This is a genomic window from Gluconacetobacter diazotrophicus PA1 5, assembly GCF_000067045.1.
Classification (GTDB): Bacteria; Pseudomonadota; Alphaproteobacteria; order Acetobacterales; family Acetobacteraceae; genus Gluconacetobacter; species Gluconacetobacter diazotrophicus.
The window spans coordinates 1,731,834-1,747,532 of sequence record NC_010125.1 but is presented as its reverse complement, the minus strand read 5'-3'; the positions used below and the strand labels follow the sequence as shown (position 1 = coordinate 1,747,532).

The window sequence follows — 15,699 nt, the reverse complement described above, 5'->3', positions numbered from 1 at the left end:
TGAATTTCGGAGATCAGCAGGCCGCCAAGACTTTAGGCGTCCTCGCCACCCGACAGGGCGCGGATCTTCCGGTGCAGGGTTGACCGGCTGATCCCCAGTTGCCGCGCCGCCGCGCTGACATTGCCGCGCGCCGAGGCCAGGGCGGCATCAACCACCGCCTTTTCCGCCTCGCGAAAGCCGGATACGCCGCTCATGGCACCGTCCATCAGACAGAATTGCAGGTCGTCCCCCGGCGCCAGCCCCATCCGGCGCCGCGCCGCCTGGGTGGCGCCCACCACCCGGCGGTCGGAATCCAGCGCCAGCATGGGCGCGGAACTGCCGTCGCCCTCCTCGCCCTCGTCCCCCTCGCCCATCCTGACGATCATCTGCCCGCGATACAGGTCGGTGAAGCAGCGTGCCTCGATGCGCCGCGCCGCCTCGGTGATCGCGATGCGGATCAGCGCGACCTCGCGCCCATCGGGGTCGGGCCGGAACGAACTGGCGTCCAGCGCCCCGGCCAGCCGCCCCAGCGCGTCATAGACGGGCACGGCGCTGCAGGTCAGGTAGCGCAGATTCACCCGCCAGTGCTGGTTCATATGCACCGTCACCGCGCGCCCTTCGGCCAGGCAGGTGCCGATGCCGTTCGTGCCTTCGTCGCGCTCGTTCCAACTGGCACCGGGCCAGAGGTGCCAGCGCCGGCACCCGCGCTCGACGGTCTGCGCGGTGCGGCGCGTCAGCACGATCCCGGTCGAATCGGCCAGCAGCACCGCGTAATCCAGGCTGCCCACCACGGCGTGCAGCCGGTCCAGTTCCGGGTCCGCGAAACGCAGAAGCGGCCCAGCCTTGTCGCAGGACTGGCGCAGTTCGACGCAGGACAACAGGTCCGGCTGGCCCCAGCCTGACGGGTCCAGTGCGTAATCGCCCATGCAGCGCCGCCAGGATGCCGCCAGGATCGTCTGTCCCGTTGCCGGCGCCATGCCCATGGTCCGACCGATCGCCGGGTGACCTCCGGCGCTGTCCCTGTGAATCGATATCATCCGTCTCTTCCGAACGGTTATTGCGGTCGCCCTTTCTAAACCGCCCGACCTGTAGCAGTCCCGCGACAGTTCGGACGCGCGGCGTCACATATCCGTTATTCGTATAAGAGAATTTCTTGCTGAAAAGGCGGATCGGCGTTCCCGTGGGATCACGGATTTCGGTTCCGATATCCCATGAATAACAAGGAAGATTTCCAATGCAGATCGCGCGGGAAACGTTGCTTCGCTCCTATCGCGCCATGCGGACGATCCGTGATTTCGAGGAACGGCTGCATGTCGAATTCGCGACGGGCGAAATCCCCGGCTTCGTCCACCTCTATTGCGGCGAGGAAGCGTCAGGCGTCGGCGTCTGTGCCAACCTGACCGATACCGACACCATCTCCAGCACCCATCGTGGCCATGGCCACTGCATCGCCAAGGGGGTCGAGGTCGCGGGCATGATGGCCGAGATCTACGGCCGTCGCACCGGCGTGTGCCGGGGCAAGGGCGGGTCGATGCACATCGCCGACCTGTCGCGCGGCATGCTGGGCGCGAACGGCATCGTGGGCGGCGGCCCGCCGCTGATGTGCGGCGCCGCCCTGGCACACAAGACGCTGAAGGATGGCGGCGTCGCGGTCGCGTTCTACGGCGACGGCGCGTCGAACGAGGGCTCGACGCTGGAAAGCCTCAACCTCGCGTCGGTCTGGCGCCTGCCGGTGGTCTTCGTGCTGGAGGATAACGGCTACGGCGAGGCCACGGCGTCGTCCTACGCCTGCGCCGGATCGCAGAAGGCCCGGGCCGAAGGGTTCGGCATGCCCTACATGGAATGTGACGGGTCGGATTTCTTCGCGGTGCACCAGGCGGCGGCCGAAGCCATCGCCCATGCCCGCGCCGGAAAGGGCCCCGTCATGCTGCATGTCCATCTGGCGCGCTGGTACGGGCATTTCGAAGGCGATGCCATGACCTATCGCGCGTCCGGCGAAGTCGCGGCGGAACGGCGCGACCGTGACTGCCTGGCGCTGTTCCGCACCCGCGTGACCGAGGCCGGCCTGCTGGAGCATTCCGACCTGGACGACATCGACGCCTCGGTCCGTGACGAGATCGAAAGCGCGGTCGTCGCCGCGAAGCAGGCCCCGCTGCCCGAACCCGAGGACCTGCTGGCCGATGTCTATGTCCGTTACTGATCCCGCCCGCATCTCCCGGTTCCTGTCAGCCTGAAAGACATAAAAATGAGCAAGAAGAGCTATCGGCAGGCCATCAACGAGGCCCTGCGACTGGAAATGCGGCGCGACCCGCGCGTGATCCTGATGGGCGAGGACGTCGCCGGCGGACATGGCGGATCGTCGGGCGTCACCGACGCCTGGGGCGGCGTGCTGGGCGTCACCAAGGGCCTGTTGAGCGAATTCGGCGAGGATCGCGTCCTGGACACCCCGATCACGGAAGCATCCTATATCGGCGCCGCCGCCGGGGCCGCCGCGACCGGCCTACGCCCCGTCGCCGAGCTGATGTTCGTCGATTTCGTGGGCTGCTGCCTGGACCAGATCATGAACCAGGCCGCCAAGTTCCGCTACATGTTCGGCGGCAAGGCCCGCACCCCGCTGGTCATCCGCGCCATGTTCGGCGCCGGCTTCAACGCCGCGGCCCAGCACAGCCAGGCGCTGTACCCGCTGTTCACCCACATTCCCGGGCTGAAGGTGGTCGTCCCGTCCTCGCCCTACGAGGCCAAGGGCCTGCTGATCGAGGCGATCCGCGACGACGATCCGGTGATCTTCCTTGAACACAAGGTCATGTATGACGACGAGGAAGAGGTGCCCGACGAAGCCTATACCATCCCGTTCGGCGAGGCCAACCTGACGCGTGAGGGCGACGACCTGACGATCGTGGCGTTCGGCCGCATGGTGAAGCTGGCGAACGAGGCCGCCGACCGGCTGCAAAAGCAGGGCATCGGCTGCACCGTCATCGATCCGCGCACCACCTCGCCGCTGGATGCCGAGACGATCCTGGACAGCGTGACCGAGACCGGCCGGCTGGTGATCGTCGATGAATCCAGCCCGCGCTGCAACATGGCCGCCGACATCTCCGCCCTGGTGGCCGAACAGGCGTTCGACGCGCTGAAGGCCCCGATCCGGCGGGTGATGCCACCCCACACGCCGGTGCCGTTCGCATCGGTGCTGGAAAGCCTGTACCTGCCCGACGTGGCGAAGATCGAAGCGGCTGCCCGTGCCGTGATGACCCATCGCATCCGAGAGGTCGCCTGAACCATGACTGATTCCATTACGCCCATCACGATGCCCAAGTTCGGCCTGGCGATGACCGAGGGCAAGCTGGCCGGCTGGATGGTCCGCCCCGGTACCAGCGTGAAGGCCGGCGACGACCTGGCGGATATCGAGACCAGCAAGATCACCAACGCCTATGAAAGCCCGGCCGGCGGCGTGCTGCGCCGCCAGGTGGCGGCGGAAGGCGACACGTTGCCGGTGGGCGCGCTGATCGGCGTGCTGGCCGATGCCAGCGTGCCGGATGCCGAGATCGACGCCTTCATCACGCGCTTCAACGCCGAATTCTCCTCCGGCGCCGGCGGCGAGGCCGAGGAAGCGGCCCCGGAACCGAAACTGGTGGACGTGCAGGGCAACAGCCTGCGGGTCCTGGACCTGGGCCATGGGGACGCCACGCCCATCGTGCTGGTCCACGGCTTCGGCGGTGATATCGGGAACTGGCTGTTCAACCACGCGGCCCTGGCCGCCGGCCGGCGCGTCATCGCCTTCGACCTGCCCGGGCATGGCGGATCGACGAAGGATGTGGGCGCGGGGTCGCTGGATTTCTTCGCCGGCATCGTCGTCGGGCTGCTGGACACGCTGGGCATCCCGCAGGCCCACCTGGTGGGGCATTCGCTGGGCGGCGGCGTTGCCTTGACGGTGGCCCGGACCGCACCCGCGCGCGTCGCCTCCCTGGCGCTGATCGCGCCGGCCGGCATGGGCCCCGAGATCAACATGGACTTCATCACCGGGTTCATCACGGCCGACCGGCAGAAGACGATCCAGCCGGTCCTGGCCATGCTGGTCCATGACAAGACGCTGGTGGGGCGCAAGATGGCGGACGACGTCCTGCGCTACAAGCGCCTGGACGGCGCCGTCGCCGCCCTGACGCAGATTGCCGCCACCTGCTTCCCCGACGGCAAGCAGGCCGACGACCTGCGGCCCGTGCTGGAACAGGGCGACGTGAGGGCGCTGATCCTGTGGGGCGAGGACGACGAGATCCTGCCCGCGAAGCAGTCCCGGGGCCTGCCGGGCCGCGTCACGATCGACCTCCTGCCCGGGGTCGGCCATATGCCGCAGATGGAGCGGGCGGCCGACATCAACAAGGCGATCGCGGCGTTCGTCGCGAAATAGAAACGATCTGTTCTATCCATGAGAAGGGCGGCGGCCGGTCAGTCCGGCCCCGCCCTTTTTTGTCCCGCAATCCGAACGGCGCCATCTGGGCAGGCGCGCCGCTCATGGCTTCGGCGGGGCATCGCTCCCGGACGTCTCGCCCGTCCGGAATACACGGCCAGTCAAACAGAGCGTCAGGACAGCCACGGTCGCGCCGGACACGATGTCGCACAGGTAATGTCCGCCTTCGGACGGAATAGAGAACAGCATGATGCCGTTGACGACGGCGAAAACAGGAAAAAACCCCCGAATTCCACGTTGAGAATAAGTAAACAGAAACGCCATGACCGCGTGAAAGGACGGAAAAGTATAAACCCCCTCCATCCTGTTCAGGATGAAGGGTGGATTGTGACCGTTTCTCAATGCCATGAAACTATCTATGTAACTATATTTTACGTGTCCTGCGCTTGAAAAATAGGTCCAGGGGCCCGCGGCCGGCATCAATGCGACCAGCACCGACGTCAGGCACAACGCAACCTGCATGTTGACCAGAAGCTCCCGATTGCGGCCTCTCTTCCGCGCCAGGGCCAACACCAGCAGAGACCCGATGATCTGGAATATCAGGCTGCCGTACGTCGCCGCCATCACCACCTGCACGAACGGATGGGCCTTCAGGCCCTGTATCCATTCCGGCCAGTCGAAACCGAGATTCCGGTCGAAACGCGCAAGGTCTGCGTCCCGCAGCGGCCCCGACAGCGCGATGACGTGATAGGTCAGAATGGCGCCGAACAGGCAGAATCCCACCCAAAGCGCGGTATAGATGACCAGTTCGGCAAGCTCCGGCCGCTTTCGGACCGTCGTATAGACAACACCGATCGACAGCAGAAACGTGATCGCGGAAAGAGGAAGCGCCCACCCGGTAAAGGCAAGGCCGGTCCGCAGATCCAGCGCCCCATCCAGCAGGGCGATCATCAGGATGAAACCGACAGGCAATCCGTACCCGGATCCGGTACTTCTTCCCCGGGCAATCAGCGGCGGGGGCCTGTCCAGTTTTTCGTCGAGTTGAAACGAGTCGATCGAATCTGACATGGGCTGACCAAGGCAGAAAAAATTCCTATTTGTCAATTTCGCCTCGGAACGCCGCCTGATTTGCCGTCAGCATCAACGCAAGACCAAGCAGGACCAGCAGACATGCCGATCCAACAGGGGAATGGCCCACCAGCAGGACCGGGATCACGACGCAGCCAAGAAGGACGGGCAATTCGCCGGCGCGAAACCGCTGTCCCGCCTTGATGCGCGAGGAGATCACAAGGAGAATCGATCCGGTCACGACGGGAAGATCGTAATGGAATGCGTAGGGCGTCGCGAGGAACGTTCCGATAGGCAGGCAGGATCGCGCGGCCACATCCCGGCGTCCCCGGACATGCCACAACGCATAAATCGCCAGAACGACAGCCGCGGCCTGGGCTGAATGGGCCTGCGCCACGGATCCGCCCATCAATCTGGTCAGTGATGTCACGGTGGGCATCATGTCCATAAGCTGCCCCTCGCGCCCTGCGGTCAGGGACACGCCCTGATGCAGCAGAAACATGATCCATGCATGCCAGATTCCGATTCCGAAGGCCGCCATGCTGGTCACGATCAGGACTGCCGCCATGATCGCGGCGCCCCCCAGCGCCCGCCAGTACCTGCCGAACAGCAGGTAGAATGGCACCAGAATGGCAAATTGCGGCTTGATCGCCACTGCGGCCAGCATGCCCCCAGCCAGAACGGGCCGCGATGACAGAAGGCCAAGACCGCCCAGCATCAAACTGGCGAGCAGCAGGCCCCCCTGCCCCACGAGGCAGCAGACCACCGTTGACGGCGCGACCAGCAGGAGGAGCATGAGGGGCCTTGGCCATTGCCAGACCGCCAACGACGCGCCATAGGCGGACAGCGACACGCCCAGCCACAACAGCCGCGCCACCGTATAGGGTAATGCCCCAAAAGGAGCCAGCAACAACAGAATGGGCGGGGGATAAGGAAAGGGATAGGTGCCTGCCGTTGCCACGGGCATGCCCAACCCGCCTTGGAACGCCGTCAACCTGGCTGCATCGTAAATCGTAGCCGGATCATGGGTCAGGACAAAACGTCCAAAAGTCCACAGGCCGAAGAAGTCCGGGTACAGGACCTCGTGCCCGGTCATCAGTTTCGCGATAAAGATAATCGGCAAGATGGAACATGCGGCGGCCGCGATAGTCAGCACGCGCATGACGTTACGGCGATCGACCTGCTCCGGCATCGCGGAGGATCGTGGCAGGACGATCATCGCAGGGCGGCACAGGAATAAATGAAGAATGTGTTCGTCGCGTATCGCTTGAGGACGCCGCCGCGCCGCACTTCATTCACCTGCTCGGCCGGTGCTACCCAAACGGCACCGGGGTCATCGGCAGCTTGTCGCGCCAGCACCAGCGCCTCCAGCCCCGGTGAAGCCGCGCAGACCGACGACAGGTCCCCGCGCGTGAAAATCTTCTGCTGGTCATCGATGGCGGGACAGAAATGACCATCGAAATCGAAGGTACGAAGAGAGCGAAAAACGTCGGACCGGCGCTGGAAATTGATCGCCGTCCCGCGTGAGAACAGCACGCCGGCGCCTTGATCGCAGGAAAAATAGCTCGGCCGCTTCAGGACGAACCATGGCACGGTCACGTCGCCCTCCCAATAGATCGGCCCGTTTCCGGGCAACAGGGCGGCCAGTGCGGCGGGTGGCCTGTCCGCCGTATCGACGAAGATCCGCCACGGCGCGCGATGGTCCCAGCCAAGACCCGCAAGCGCGAGCAGCACCGCCGGCACGACCAGCGCCGACAATGGACGGGGCGTCCATCCACCGCCCGCCGATCCCCCGGACACACGCCACAGGACGACCAGCGTCACCGCCGCCACCGCCGCGCCATAGATCGACCACCAGACGAACGGCGGCGTGACCAGTGCGGAATACAGGATCACCAGTGTCAGCCCGAGGGCCGCCCCGGTACAGAGCTGGACCAGGAAACGGCCCCTGAAGGGAAGAGGCTGTCGGTATTTATGCTCCCAGGCACACACGCCCAGGGTGACCAGCGCCATCGCGGCCGCCGCGACATTCACCGCGGGCAGGAACGTGGCCAGGAACAGCAATCCCCACGTCACCGCCAGCACGGACGCGGCGCTGCCCGCCGAAAAATCGCTCCGTGCGCGGACACGCAGAAGCGACGCACCGGCAAACAGATGCACGACCAGGTCCAGCAGCCAGATCGCGCGCCAGGACTGGAGATCGACGATCAGTTCGTTATGAAGCCAGTCACCGCCGATCAGGCTGGCCAGGAAACCGCCGGCGGACACGACCAGCACCACTGCCACGAACCGCCGTTCCCAGGCATCGGCGAAGATCATCACGATAGCCGCCAGCACGAAATTGTCGGCGGCCGGCAGCCATCTCGTGATGCCCCACTCCGTCAGGAAACAATTGGAATCCCGGACCCATACGATCCGCAGCCATTCGGCGTCGAAACGCGCCAGGACCCTTGGAAACGGCTGGATCCCGCCATAGGCCAGCATCAGGATGACGGGAACGGCAATGGCGGCAAGCCCCCACAGGGCCGGCCGCCTCGTCGCCTGGTAGAAAAACAGGACCGCGATACCCCCCAGCGTCGCCAGGGGGTGAATGAAAAGGGAGAACCCCAGAAGCACCAGCGCGCGCAGCGGATAGCCGCGCAGCATCGACCCCAGGGCCCACATGGTCAGGGCTTCGGCAAACAGCCGGGGGGTCAGCGGCGCATCGCCGGACCGGGCCAGTTCGAACCGTCCGGGTTCGATCGCGATAGCCCCCGCCATGGCGATCACGGTCAGCCGGCCATCCCTGAAAAGACCGCCGGCCAGGCGGGACAATCCGGCCACCCAGCAGGCATATCCGATGACCGAAAGGATGAAATTTCCCCAGGCCAGACCGAAAAGGCGCAGAAACGGCTTATAGATTACGGAAAATAACGTGAATTGGTCCTGCGATCCGTACTGGAACCACAGATCCGTCGCGAACCGTCCGGGCATCAACCCGTTCAATGCCTGGATCGTATAAAGTTCCGCATCTTCGGCAATGCCCAGAAACGGCCGCGCCGCGCACCACAAGGCCGCAAGAAGCAGGACGACCGCGACCGATCCGACCCACGTGTACCGTTGCGCGACCGGCACTATGCCTCTCCGGCGGTGGCCTGGGCCATCTCTCGCGCCGCCGGTGTGCGGTGACGTCCGGCATCGATCGTCTGGCGGGAACCGGCCTGCCCCTCCTCGTGATATTCGGCGTCCTGATTGACCTGCCAGACATCATAGAGCCTGCGTCCGGCCATGATATTCCTGACCGTCAGCATCGCGGTCATCATCGCATGGTCCTGGTTATTGTATTTATGCATGCCGTTGCGTCCGACCGGATGCAGATTGGGACAATGCGCATCCAAGGCCTGACGGATTGTGGCGACCTGGTCCTGGTACTCGCCGTCATAGACCGGATAGGCCTTGGGCTGACGCACGACGGTACCGTCCACGATATCCCCGGCGGTCACCAGGCCCAGCTTGACAAGTTCCGCACTGGCCAGCCGGACCAGCGCATCATCGGGCGCGTTCCACAGATCGTCGCCCTCGAAGCAGAAATATTCAAGCCCGTAGCAGTTAAGGGCCGGGTCCGGCACCATGTCCGGCGACCATGACTTGAAATTCTGGATCCGGCCGACCTTTACGTCCGGATCATGGATATAGATCCAGTTGTCATCGAATATATTGCGATCCTTCAGGACGAGCGCGACGACCAGGAAATCGCGATACCGCAATCCGGCGGCGGCGCGCGATACGGCATCCGGCAGGACCGGCGCCACGACGCCGACCAGGTCGCGCATGGGCATGCTGGATATGACATGATCGCAATCGAAATGCTGTTCGCGACCGGCGCGATCCCGCGCGGTCACGCGCCAGCGTCCATCCGCGCGCCGGCCGAGCGCCGTCACGCGGCGGCCCATCAGGACCTCTCCCCCCTCGCGACCGATCCTGGCCGCCACGGCCTCCCACAACATGCCCGGACCACGCCGGGGATACCGGAAGCTGCCGACCAGCGTCTTGATGATCTTTTCGCGTGCGCCGTCGGTTTTCTGGGGAATCAGGGAATGCCAGATCGCCTTGGACAGGGACAGCCCCTTGATTCTCTGCGCCGCCCAGTCCGCCGAAATTTCGGTGCAGGGCATTCCCCAGACTTTTTCGGTGTAGGTACGAAAAAAGATTTCGAACAGCCTTTTTCCGAACTTGTCCGTCACCCATTCCTGAAAATTGCGCGGCGCCCGGTGGGGACGAAGCCGGACCAGGACATAGGACAGGACGCAGCGCGTGGCCTCCCACACACCAAGCTTCGACAGGGCATCGAACGCACGCAGCGGGTAGTCGAACAGGCGATGGCGATAATAGATGCGCGATTTTCGCGGCCGGGTCAGAAACCCGTCGGGCAGCATTTCATCCCACAGGCGTTCGACATCCCGCGATTTGGAAAAGAAACGATGCCCGCCAATGTCGAAGGCAAAATCCTTGTAGGTCGCCGTCCTGGAAATACCGCCGACGTATACGGGATCCTGTTCAAGAACGGTGACCGCCACGCCCTCCTTGCCAAGCAGATAGGCGGCAGTCAGGCCCGCGGGCCCCGCACCGATGCAAACCACCGATAAATTCGAAGACATGCTCAATCCTGGCCGGCGACAGGAACTGCCGCAAACATGAAGACGCCGGAAGACACCCGGGGTGGTGCTCTACCTGCAGGATAGCCCACCGGCACCCACCTGCGCAAACCGACGGCATTCGCGATGGCACTCATCCGGGACAAGCGTGCGCCTCACCCCACTTCATTGTGAAATTCGCAAAGCTGATAGCTGCCCACCTAGATCACTGAACGCCTGTTTCATGGAAGCCGCGGTTGGAGCGTCATAATAATTTCCTGGCTTTGACGCACAATTTTGCAACATTGCCTGCGTCGTAGCATCAGCTTCCTCACCTTCGTGAGTGTACAGAATAACGTATATCGTTATACCGGAATTTTTTATGTTATCACATACAGTCGAAACAAGAGAATTCATTTCAGGAAGAATGTTACTAGAAAATCCATTGCTTCCATAATATCCGTTTCCATTATAAGATGAAACGACCCCCAACTCATCCTGAAGTAACCGTCCATACGCAACCATGTCGGTATCACCGTTTGACTGCGGCGGTGCTACAGGTCCATAATAATTGTACACTGGAAAACAGGGACAGATCTGGTTGTTTCCGTCCGTCATCAGGACCAGTACCTTGGTCATGTTGGGGGTGTTGTACGCCAGCGGCAGCGCCGGATTGGGCCAGAACCCCTGCCAGTTCGGACTGATCGTAAACCAGCCGGCCTGCAAGGCCTGGGGCAACATCGTGCCGCCACGCGACATCATGGGCATCGAACTGATATGCGCTTCAACCACCGAGCGACTGGCCGTTTCAGGCAACGTCGGCGAGGGATCGCATCCCAAATTCGGCCCAACCTGCAGGCCGGATTCAGTGACCAGGCTTCCGGACGTCGTGGGAAAACTGGTTATAAGCGGACTCTCAGCCATCTGACCGTATAAAGATCTGGCCGCGCTGCTTGGCGTGACGACGCCCCCCGACAAGATCCAGTCATTATCCCCGACAACCCATGAGGTTCCCCCAAACCAACTGCTCTGGCTATATTTATGATAGGTCGAAGGCCAGTAAAACGGGGTGAACGGGGCCTGGATCGGATTGGCGTCGTTCACGTCGTAGATATGCGCGGGACTGTTGTTGTACCCGCTATACCGTGCCATCACGCATCCCATCCAGCCGTTCGACCCGTACCGGGTCGTGCTGATGTCGCTCCCCGCCGTAAGCCAGCCGGAGGGCATGCTCTGCCAGTTGCTCGGTCCGCCATAGGTAGAGCCGAATATATTCATCTCGCCGGCGAACGGCACGATCGAGACCCAGAGGTTGGGGACGGTATCGGCTCCCGTTCCGCCGCCGCACGACCCGGGTGCCGCCACGCCATAGACGGTATCCACAAGTATCTTCGCACCACACTGCAGATCCTCGATACCCTGGGCTTCCAGCGAGTCGGTATTATCGAGGACCAAGGCCAGTTCCATACCCATGTTCGATCTTACGGCCTGCGCATGTTCGGACAGCGCGATCTGGCTCACCCCCAGGATCTTTGTGAACAGCAGGGGAAGCTGCACATTCGCCTGGATCGTGATCGTGGAGGCGTTCTGCGGGGTGATGACCGGTCCCGTCGACACTGCCTGGAACGGGCCCAGACCGTTCGCCTGATGCGCCGAGGAGAAATTCGCCCAGAAGATTGCCGTCGTGTCCGACGCGCAACTCCCGGTACAGGTGCCAACGTTGTTGACCGCGCTCATTTCCCGGGCGGCGACGATCGAGGCCGCATCCAATGCCGTCTGCAACCGTTCCTGGACGATATAGATCCGCGCCAGCTCGACCCCCATCATCGAAATGGCAAGCATGGCAAAGGCGCAGACGGCCATCACGATGCTGACTGATCCCTTCCGTTTCATTGCGTACACAGCGCTCCGCTTGAGGAATTGCTTGCGGGCGACGTGGCAAGGCCGGTCGCCGCCGTGGTCGTGCCGCTGATCCGCCCGATAAACATCGACTCGCTGGACAGGAGGGGCTGCGCGTTTCCCATCCATCCATATGACAGGCCCCAGAGAGACGGCTTGGCGAAGGACTCGACCGCGATCAGCACCTCTCCGCTGGTCAGGCTGAACTGGCCGATGTTGGTCGCCGAGACCGCGCTGCCCTGACCGCCGAAATTGCTGTGATTGCCCGAATAGCCCTGGAATTGCTGCCACTCCACGACGGGCGTGTTCCCGCTGTTCAGGCCGATCACCGTGATGTACGTCGTGCCGTTCACCGAACTGTCCGCCCCGGTGATGCTGAGCGGGGCCGCGATCTGCGCCGCATCCGCGAACAAGGCGTTGATATCGGTGGGGGAAACTGCCTGGCACTGCGACACGATCTCGCCAATCTGGGTCGTGACGTTATTGAGCCGGTACCAGTTCTCGATTTCCAGCACCAGGTCCGCGGCACCCAGGCACATCAGCAGCAGCACCGGCGCCAGCAGTGCCATTTCGATGGCCGCGATCGCGCGGCGCTCAGCAGCTAGGCGTCGAATAAGGTTCATTTTGCACAAGCATGGTGACCTGGTGGGTCATACTGGTTCTATGGAGTACCATCGATCCCAGGGGCGTCAGGAACGGCTGGCTGTATGTGAAGACATAGACGATCGTCTGGGTCGCATTTCCCCCGAAACCCGATTGCGAGGAACCGACGGCGGTGCCGCCGTTGGCACTGGCCATGACGGACAGGTTCGACGGTGACAGGATACCCGGCGCCTCGGCGGTGGCCAGCCACACGATCGCCTGCGCCCGGCAGGTCGGCGAACCGTCCAGGCCGGGAACGGTGGATTGTCCGGTCATCGCGAAACGCGCGGCATCATGCACCCCGTGCTGCAATGCGATTTCGGTCGCCATCTGCCAGCCGACCTCCAGAACCATCAGCAGCAGGCCGATTATGACAGGGGTCAGCAGACCGAACTCGACCGCCGTAACGCCGCGCCTGTCCCTACGGAATGCGGTTGAAGTCACGGAAGACCTCCAGCATCGGACCGATCCTGTCCTTGGGCAGGTCCCGGGCCAGCATCCGACGCGCGATGTCTTCATGTCCGGCCTGGACCTCGGCAAAGGCAAAATCCTGGCGGATGCGCACGGTCCCGTCGGCGGACGTGGCCAGCGGGCCGAGAATCTGCACCGCTTCGTTCGGCCTGCCGCTCATGGCCAGCGAAAAGCCCAGATTGACCTGCGGCGCGATTGCGAACGGGTTCAGCCGCATGGCCTGCCGGTACGCCGCCTGCGCCTGCGCATGTTGCAGGCACAGATCGTAGGCGACTCCCAGGTCGGTCTGGACCTGCGCGTCCTCGGGATGCCGGGCCGCCAGGCTGCGCAGGGTCGCCAGCGCTTCCCGTGGGTCGGCAGCCAACTGGACCCTTGCCAGCCCCTTGCCGGCCTCGACCGAATCCGGGTCCGTGGCCAGGACCTCACGGAAGAAGAGGACAGCCGGCTCCGTCCGCCCCAGGGCCGCGTTCGCCCGGCCGAGCCTGACCAGGGTGTCCGGCTCATGCGGATGTGTCTGCAGTCGCTTCTGCATGATGCTGAGTGCGGCCTGCGGCGCGCCGCTCTCCAGCTCGACATCGGCGAATTTCAGGTCGTCATTCGACTTGTCCGGTACGGCGCTGGTGCCCGCCCCCGTACACGCCGTCACCAGAAACGCCGTGACGAGGATTGCGGGAAAGCGAAGCAGTACGGCCGTCAAAGGCCCGCGTCGCGGGGTACGGTAGGGGTGCATCCTTATCGTCCGAGCGCATGCATGACGGTCACCGCTGCCGGCCCGCCAACCACAAGAAAAACAACCGGCAGGATGAATAGGATCATCGGCAGGGTCAACAGGACCGGCAACCGGGCCGCGCGGGCCTCATACTCCGTCAGGGCGTCCTTTCGCATTTCGACGGACAGCACCCGCAAGGCCTGCGTGACCGAAGATCCGGCCTGCAGGGTCTGGTTCAATGCGCTGCCGATGCGGCGCATGCTGGACAGGTTGGTCCGCTCTCCGAAATGCAGGAACACGTCGCGCCGGTCCGACGCGACACCCATTTCCTGCGCCGTCAGGCGAAATTCGTTCGCGACGCTGCGATTGACGGCTGTCATCTCCCGCCCGACGCGTCCGATCGCCGCCTCGATCGGCAACCCGGCCTCGGCACAGATCACCAGCATATCGAGCGCGTCGGGTATCCCCTGGTCGACATTGCGCAGATAATGCGCCTGCATCCGCTTGACGACGAAATCCGGAGCCAGCAGGCCCACCACCGGCGCCCCCAGGCTCAGGACCAGGTACAGCATCCCGTCGGATCGCGTCTCCTCATGGATCAGCCATCCCACGACGATGCCGACGACCAGGGTCACGGCCTTGGCCCCGATGAACACCGGCAGGAAACGAGTACCCAGGAACGACACCGAACTCAATGTCTGCTGCAATTCCCCCAGGGTCTTGGCGCTCAGCAGGCCGCTGCGCGCGAAAAACACACCGATACGCTCCAGGAAGCGGAACCAGATCCGGCCGTCGATCGTCCGGACCGCGTTCGCCTCCCCCACCGATAGTTCATGCAGTTGCCGCAGGCGCAGGGTCCGCCTGCCCTCCTGCTCCATCCTGGAAAACAGCAGGTAGCAGGCGGAGAAGATGCCGCCGATCGTCATGAGCAGCGCGGCAATCATGATCATTGTGTTGCTGTTCATCCCAGGGACCGCTTCATGATGAAACGCATCGACCCGAATCCCAGGCCCAACATCAGCGCGGACACGCCCAGCAGCATATGCCCCATGTGCGTCGTCAGAAAAACCGCCATGTAGTCGGGATTGATAATGGACATGATTCCGCCGATGGCGAAGGGAATCCCACCCAGGACATAGCAGCTCATGCGTGCCTCCGATGCCAGGGCGTGGCCGCGCTTGCGCGCCGCGATCCGCTGACGGATCATGTCGGCGAAACTTGCCAGTACGTCCGCCAGGGTTCCGCCCGTCTGGGCCTGCAACGCCATGATCGTCGCAAAGAACCGATATTCCTGCAAACCGGTGCGCTCGGCCAGATTATGCAAGGTATCGCCCAGATTTTTTCCGACCGCCACGTCCTGCGAGATCATTCTGAATTCGTCCGCCGTGGGGTATTCCGCCTCCTGACCCACGATGATCAGGGCGCGGCTGAGGGGAATACCCACCCGCAACGACCGGACGATCATGCCCAGCGCATCGGGCAGTTGCTGAAACAGCTTGGCGGCATACCGCCGGTCCACGATCCGGAATGCCAGCCGCCCCAGAATCACCCACAGGACCAGCAGCAATGCCGGGCTGGCGGGACCGATCAGCAAAAGTCCCGGAACAAGCCCCACGACCGGCAGGATGGCGGAAAAACCGACCACACGCTTCATCCCCGCCTGCATATGGGCATAGGATTCAGGGCGGAAGCCGAAGACCCGCGCCGTAACCGCCGACAGGTTCAGCGCCGCGCGCAGATGATCGAGCCGTCCCGATGCGGTAACGGGCAACGCCCGCAGGCGATAGGCCCCGAGTTCAGCTTCGAACCGGCCTTCCCGTCGTTCGGTCGCCATGCTGCGCCGGTACAGAAGAACGACACTCGTCACCAGCGAGAATATCGTCATCAGCAGGCTGAGCAGGACAATCCCGAGCATG

General features: G+C 63.5%; 14 protein-coding genes. 3 read left to right on the top strand and 11 right to left on the bottom strand.

The features are described 5' to 3' along the window. Positions 1-32: 32 nt before the first annotated feature. A complete protein-coding gene (locus GDI_RS08170; RefSeq protein WP_012225197.1) occupies positions 33-1,016 on the bottom strand; it encodes a helix-turn-helix domain-containing protein in 984 nt (327 codons plus the stop codon). Between the two features lie 197 nt (positions 1,017-1,213). Between GDI_RS08170 and GDI_RS08165 the strand changes: the two genes are divergently transcribed. From GDI_RS08165 to GDI_RS08155, 3 genes are read left to right on the top strand one after another with little or no spacing between them, the layout of a single operon-like run. Then, positions 1,214-2,179 carry a thiamine pyrophosphate-dependent dehydrogenase E1 component subunit alpha gene (locus GDI_RS08165; protein ID WP_012225195.1) on the top strand — a complete coding sequence of 322 codons (966 nt, stop codon included), beginning with the start codon at positions 1,214-1,216 and terminating at the stop codon, positions 2,177-2,179. A 45-nt stretch (positions 2,180-2,224) separates the two neighbouring features. Further along, positions 2,225-3,253 (top strand): alpha-ketoacid dehydrogenase subunit beta, encoded by a 1,029-nt coding sequence (locus GDI_RS08160; protein WP_012225193.1) that lies wholly within the window; start codon positions 2,225-2,227, stop codon positions 3,251-3,253. A gap of 3 nt (positions 3,254-3,256) precedes the next feature. Further along, positions 3,257-4,381: an acetoin dehydrogenase dihydrolipoyllysine-residue acetyltransferase subunit gene (locus GDI_RS08155; protein ID WP_012225191.1), complete on the top strand. Its 1,125-nt coding sequence runs from the start codon at positions 3,257-3,259 to the stop codon at positions 4,379-4,381. Positions 4,382-4,483: 102 nt separating this feature from the next. On the opposite strand, the gene GDI_RS08150 is transcribed toward GDI_RS08155, so the two are convergent. The 10 genes from GDI_RS08150 to GDI_RS08105 all read right to left on the bottom strand — a co-directional run bounded on the left by GDI_RS08150 (position 4,484) and on the right by GDI_RS08105 (position 15,698). Continuing rightward, a complete protein-coding gene (locus GDI_RS08150) occupies positions 4,484-5,449 on the bottom strand; it encodes a phosphatase PAP2 family protein (protein ID WP_231854272.1) in 966 nt (321 codons plus the stop codon). A gap of 25 nt (positions 5,450-5,474) precedes the next feature. Continuing rightward, positions 5,475-6,641 carry a glycosyltransferase family 87 protein gene (locus tag GDI_RS08145; protein WP_231854270.1) on the bottom strand — a complete coding sequence of 389 codons (1,167 nt, stop codon included), beginning with the start codon at positions 6,639-6,641 and terminating at the stop codon, positions 5,475-5,477. A gap of 23 nt (positions 6,642-6,664) precedes the next feature. Then, positions 6,665-8,563, bottom strand: coding sequence for a hypothetical protein (locus GDI_RS08140; RefSeq protein ID WP_012225186.1), 1,899 nt, complete (start codon positions 8,561-8,563; stop codon positions 6,665-6,667). Beyond that, positions 8,563-10,086: an NAD(P)/FAD-dependent oxidoreductase gene (locus GDI_RS08135; protein ID WP_041249362.1), complete on the bottom strand. Its 1,524-nt coding sequence runs from the start codon at positions 10,084-10,086 to the stop codon at positions 8,563-8,565. The genes GDI_RS08140 and GDI_RS08135 overlap by 1 nt, the downstream gene beginning before the upstream one ends. A gap of 162 nt (positions 10,087-10,248) precedes the next feature. Next, complete coding sequence (locus tag GDI_RS08130) at positions 10,249-11,955, bottom strand: TadE/TadG family type IV pilus assembly protein (protein WP_041249361.1); 1,707 nt, start codon at positions 11,953-11,955, stop codon at positions 10,249-10,251. Next, the gene (locus GDI_RS08125) at positions 11,952-12,584 is read right to left on the bottom strand and encodes a TadE/TadG family type IV pilus assembly protein (protein WP_231854269.1); all 633 of its coding nucleotides are present in this window, start codon (positions 12,582-12,584) and stop codon (positions 11,952-11,954) included. Before GDI_RS08125 ends, GDI_RS08130 begins: the two co-directional genes overlap by 4 nt. After that, positions 12,556-13,047: a TadE/TadG family type IV pilus assembly protein gene (locus GDI_RS08120; protein WP_012554990.1), complete on the bottom strand. Its 492-nt coding sequence runs from the start codon at positions 13,045-13,047 to the stop codon at positions 12,556-12,558. The genes GDI_RS08125 and GDI_RS08120 overlap by 29 nt, the downstream gene beginning before the upstream one ends. Beyond that, positions 13,025-13,720, bottom strand: a complete 696-nt coding sequence (locus GDI_RS08115) for a tetratricopeptide repeat protein (RefSeq protein WP_231854268.1) — start codon at positions 13,718-13,720, stop codon at positions 13,025-13,027. Before GDI_RS08115 ends, GDI_RS08120 begins: the two co-directional genes overlap by 23 nt. 86 nt (positions 13,721-13,806) lie before the next feature. Continuing rightward, positions 13,807-14,748: a type II secretion system F family protein gene (locus GDI_RS08110; RefSeq protein WP_012225178.1), complete on the bottom strand. Its 942-nt coding sequence runs from the start codon at positions 14,746-14,748 to the stop codon at positions 13,807-13,809. Then, positions 14,745-15,698 (bottom strand): type II secretion system F family protein, encoded by a 954-nt coding sequence (locus GDI_RS08105; protein WP_041249360.1) that lies wholly within the window; start codon positions 15,696-15,698, stop codon positions 14,745-14,747. The genes GDI_RS08110 and GDI_RS08105 overlap by 4 nt, the downstream gene beginning before the upstream one ends. Position 15,699 lies beyond the last annotated feature (1 nt).

What these genes read in the sequence shown, in the direction of transcription:
- GDI_RS08150 (WP_231854272.1), bottom strand. Translation starts at nt 5,449, where the DNA reads ATGTCAGATTCGATCGACTCGTTTCAACTCGACGAAAAACTGGACAGG.
- GDI_RS08145 (WP_231854270.1), bottom strand. Translation starts at nt 6,641, where the DNA reads ATGCCGGAGCAGGTCGATCGCCGTAACGTCATGCGCGTGCTGACTATC.
- GDI_RS08105 (WP_041249360.1), bottom strand. Translation starts at nt 15,698, where the DNA reads ATGCTCGGGATTGTCCTGCTCAGCCTGCTGATGACGATATTCTCGCTG.
- GDI_RS08110 (WP_012225178.1), bottom strand. Translation starts at nt 14,748, where the DNA reads ATGAACAGCAACACAATGATCATGATTGCCGCGCTGCTCATGACGATC.
- GDI_RS08160 (WP_012225193.1), top strand. Translation starts at nt 2,225, where the DNA reads ATGAGCAAGAAGAGCTATCGGCAGGCCATCAACGAGGCCCTGCGACTG.
- GDI_RS08135 (WP_041249362.1), bottom strand. Translation starts at nt 10,086, where the DNA reads ATGTCTTCGAATTTATCGGTGGTTTGCATCGGTGCGGGGCCCGCGGGC.
- GDI_RS08125 (WP_231854269.1), bottom strand. Translation starts at nt 12,584, where the DNA reads ATGAACCTTATTCGACGCCTAGCTGCTGAGCGCCGCGCGATCGCGGCC.
- GDI_RS08130 (WP_041249361.1), bottom strand. Translation starts at nt 11,955, where the DNA reads ATGAAACGGAAGGGATCAGTCAGCATCGTGATGGCCGTCTGCGCCTTT.
- GDI_RS08165 (WP_012225195.1), top strand. Translation starts at nt 1,214, where the DNA reads ATGCAGATCGCGCGGGAAACGTTGCTTCGCTCCTATCGCGCCATGCGG.
- GDI_RS08170 (WP_012225197.1), bottom strand. Translation starts at nt 1,016, where the DNA reads ATGATATCGATTCACAGGGACAGCGCCGGAGGTCACCCGGCGATCGGT.
- GDI_RS08155 (WP_012225191.1), top strand. Translation starts at nt 3,257, where the DNA reads ATGACTGATTCCATTACGCCCATCACGATGCCCAAGTTCGGCCTGGCG.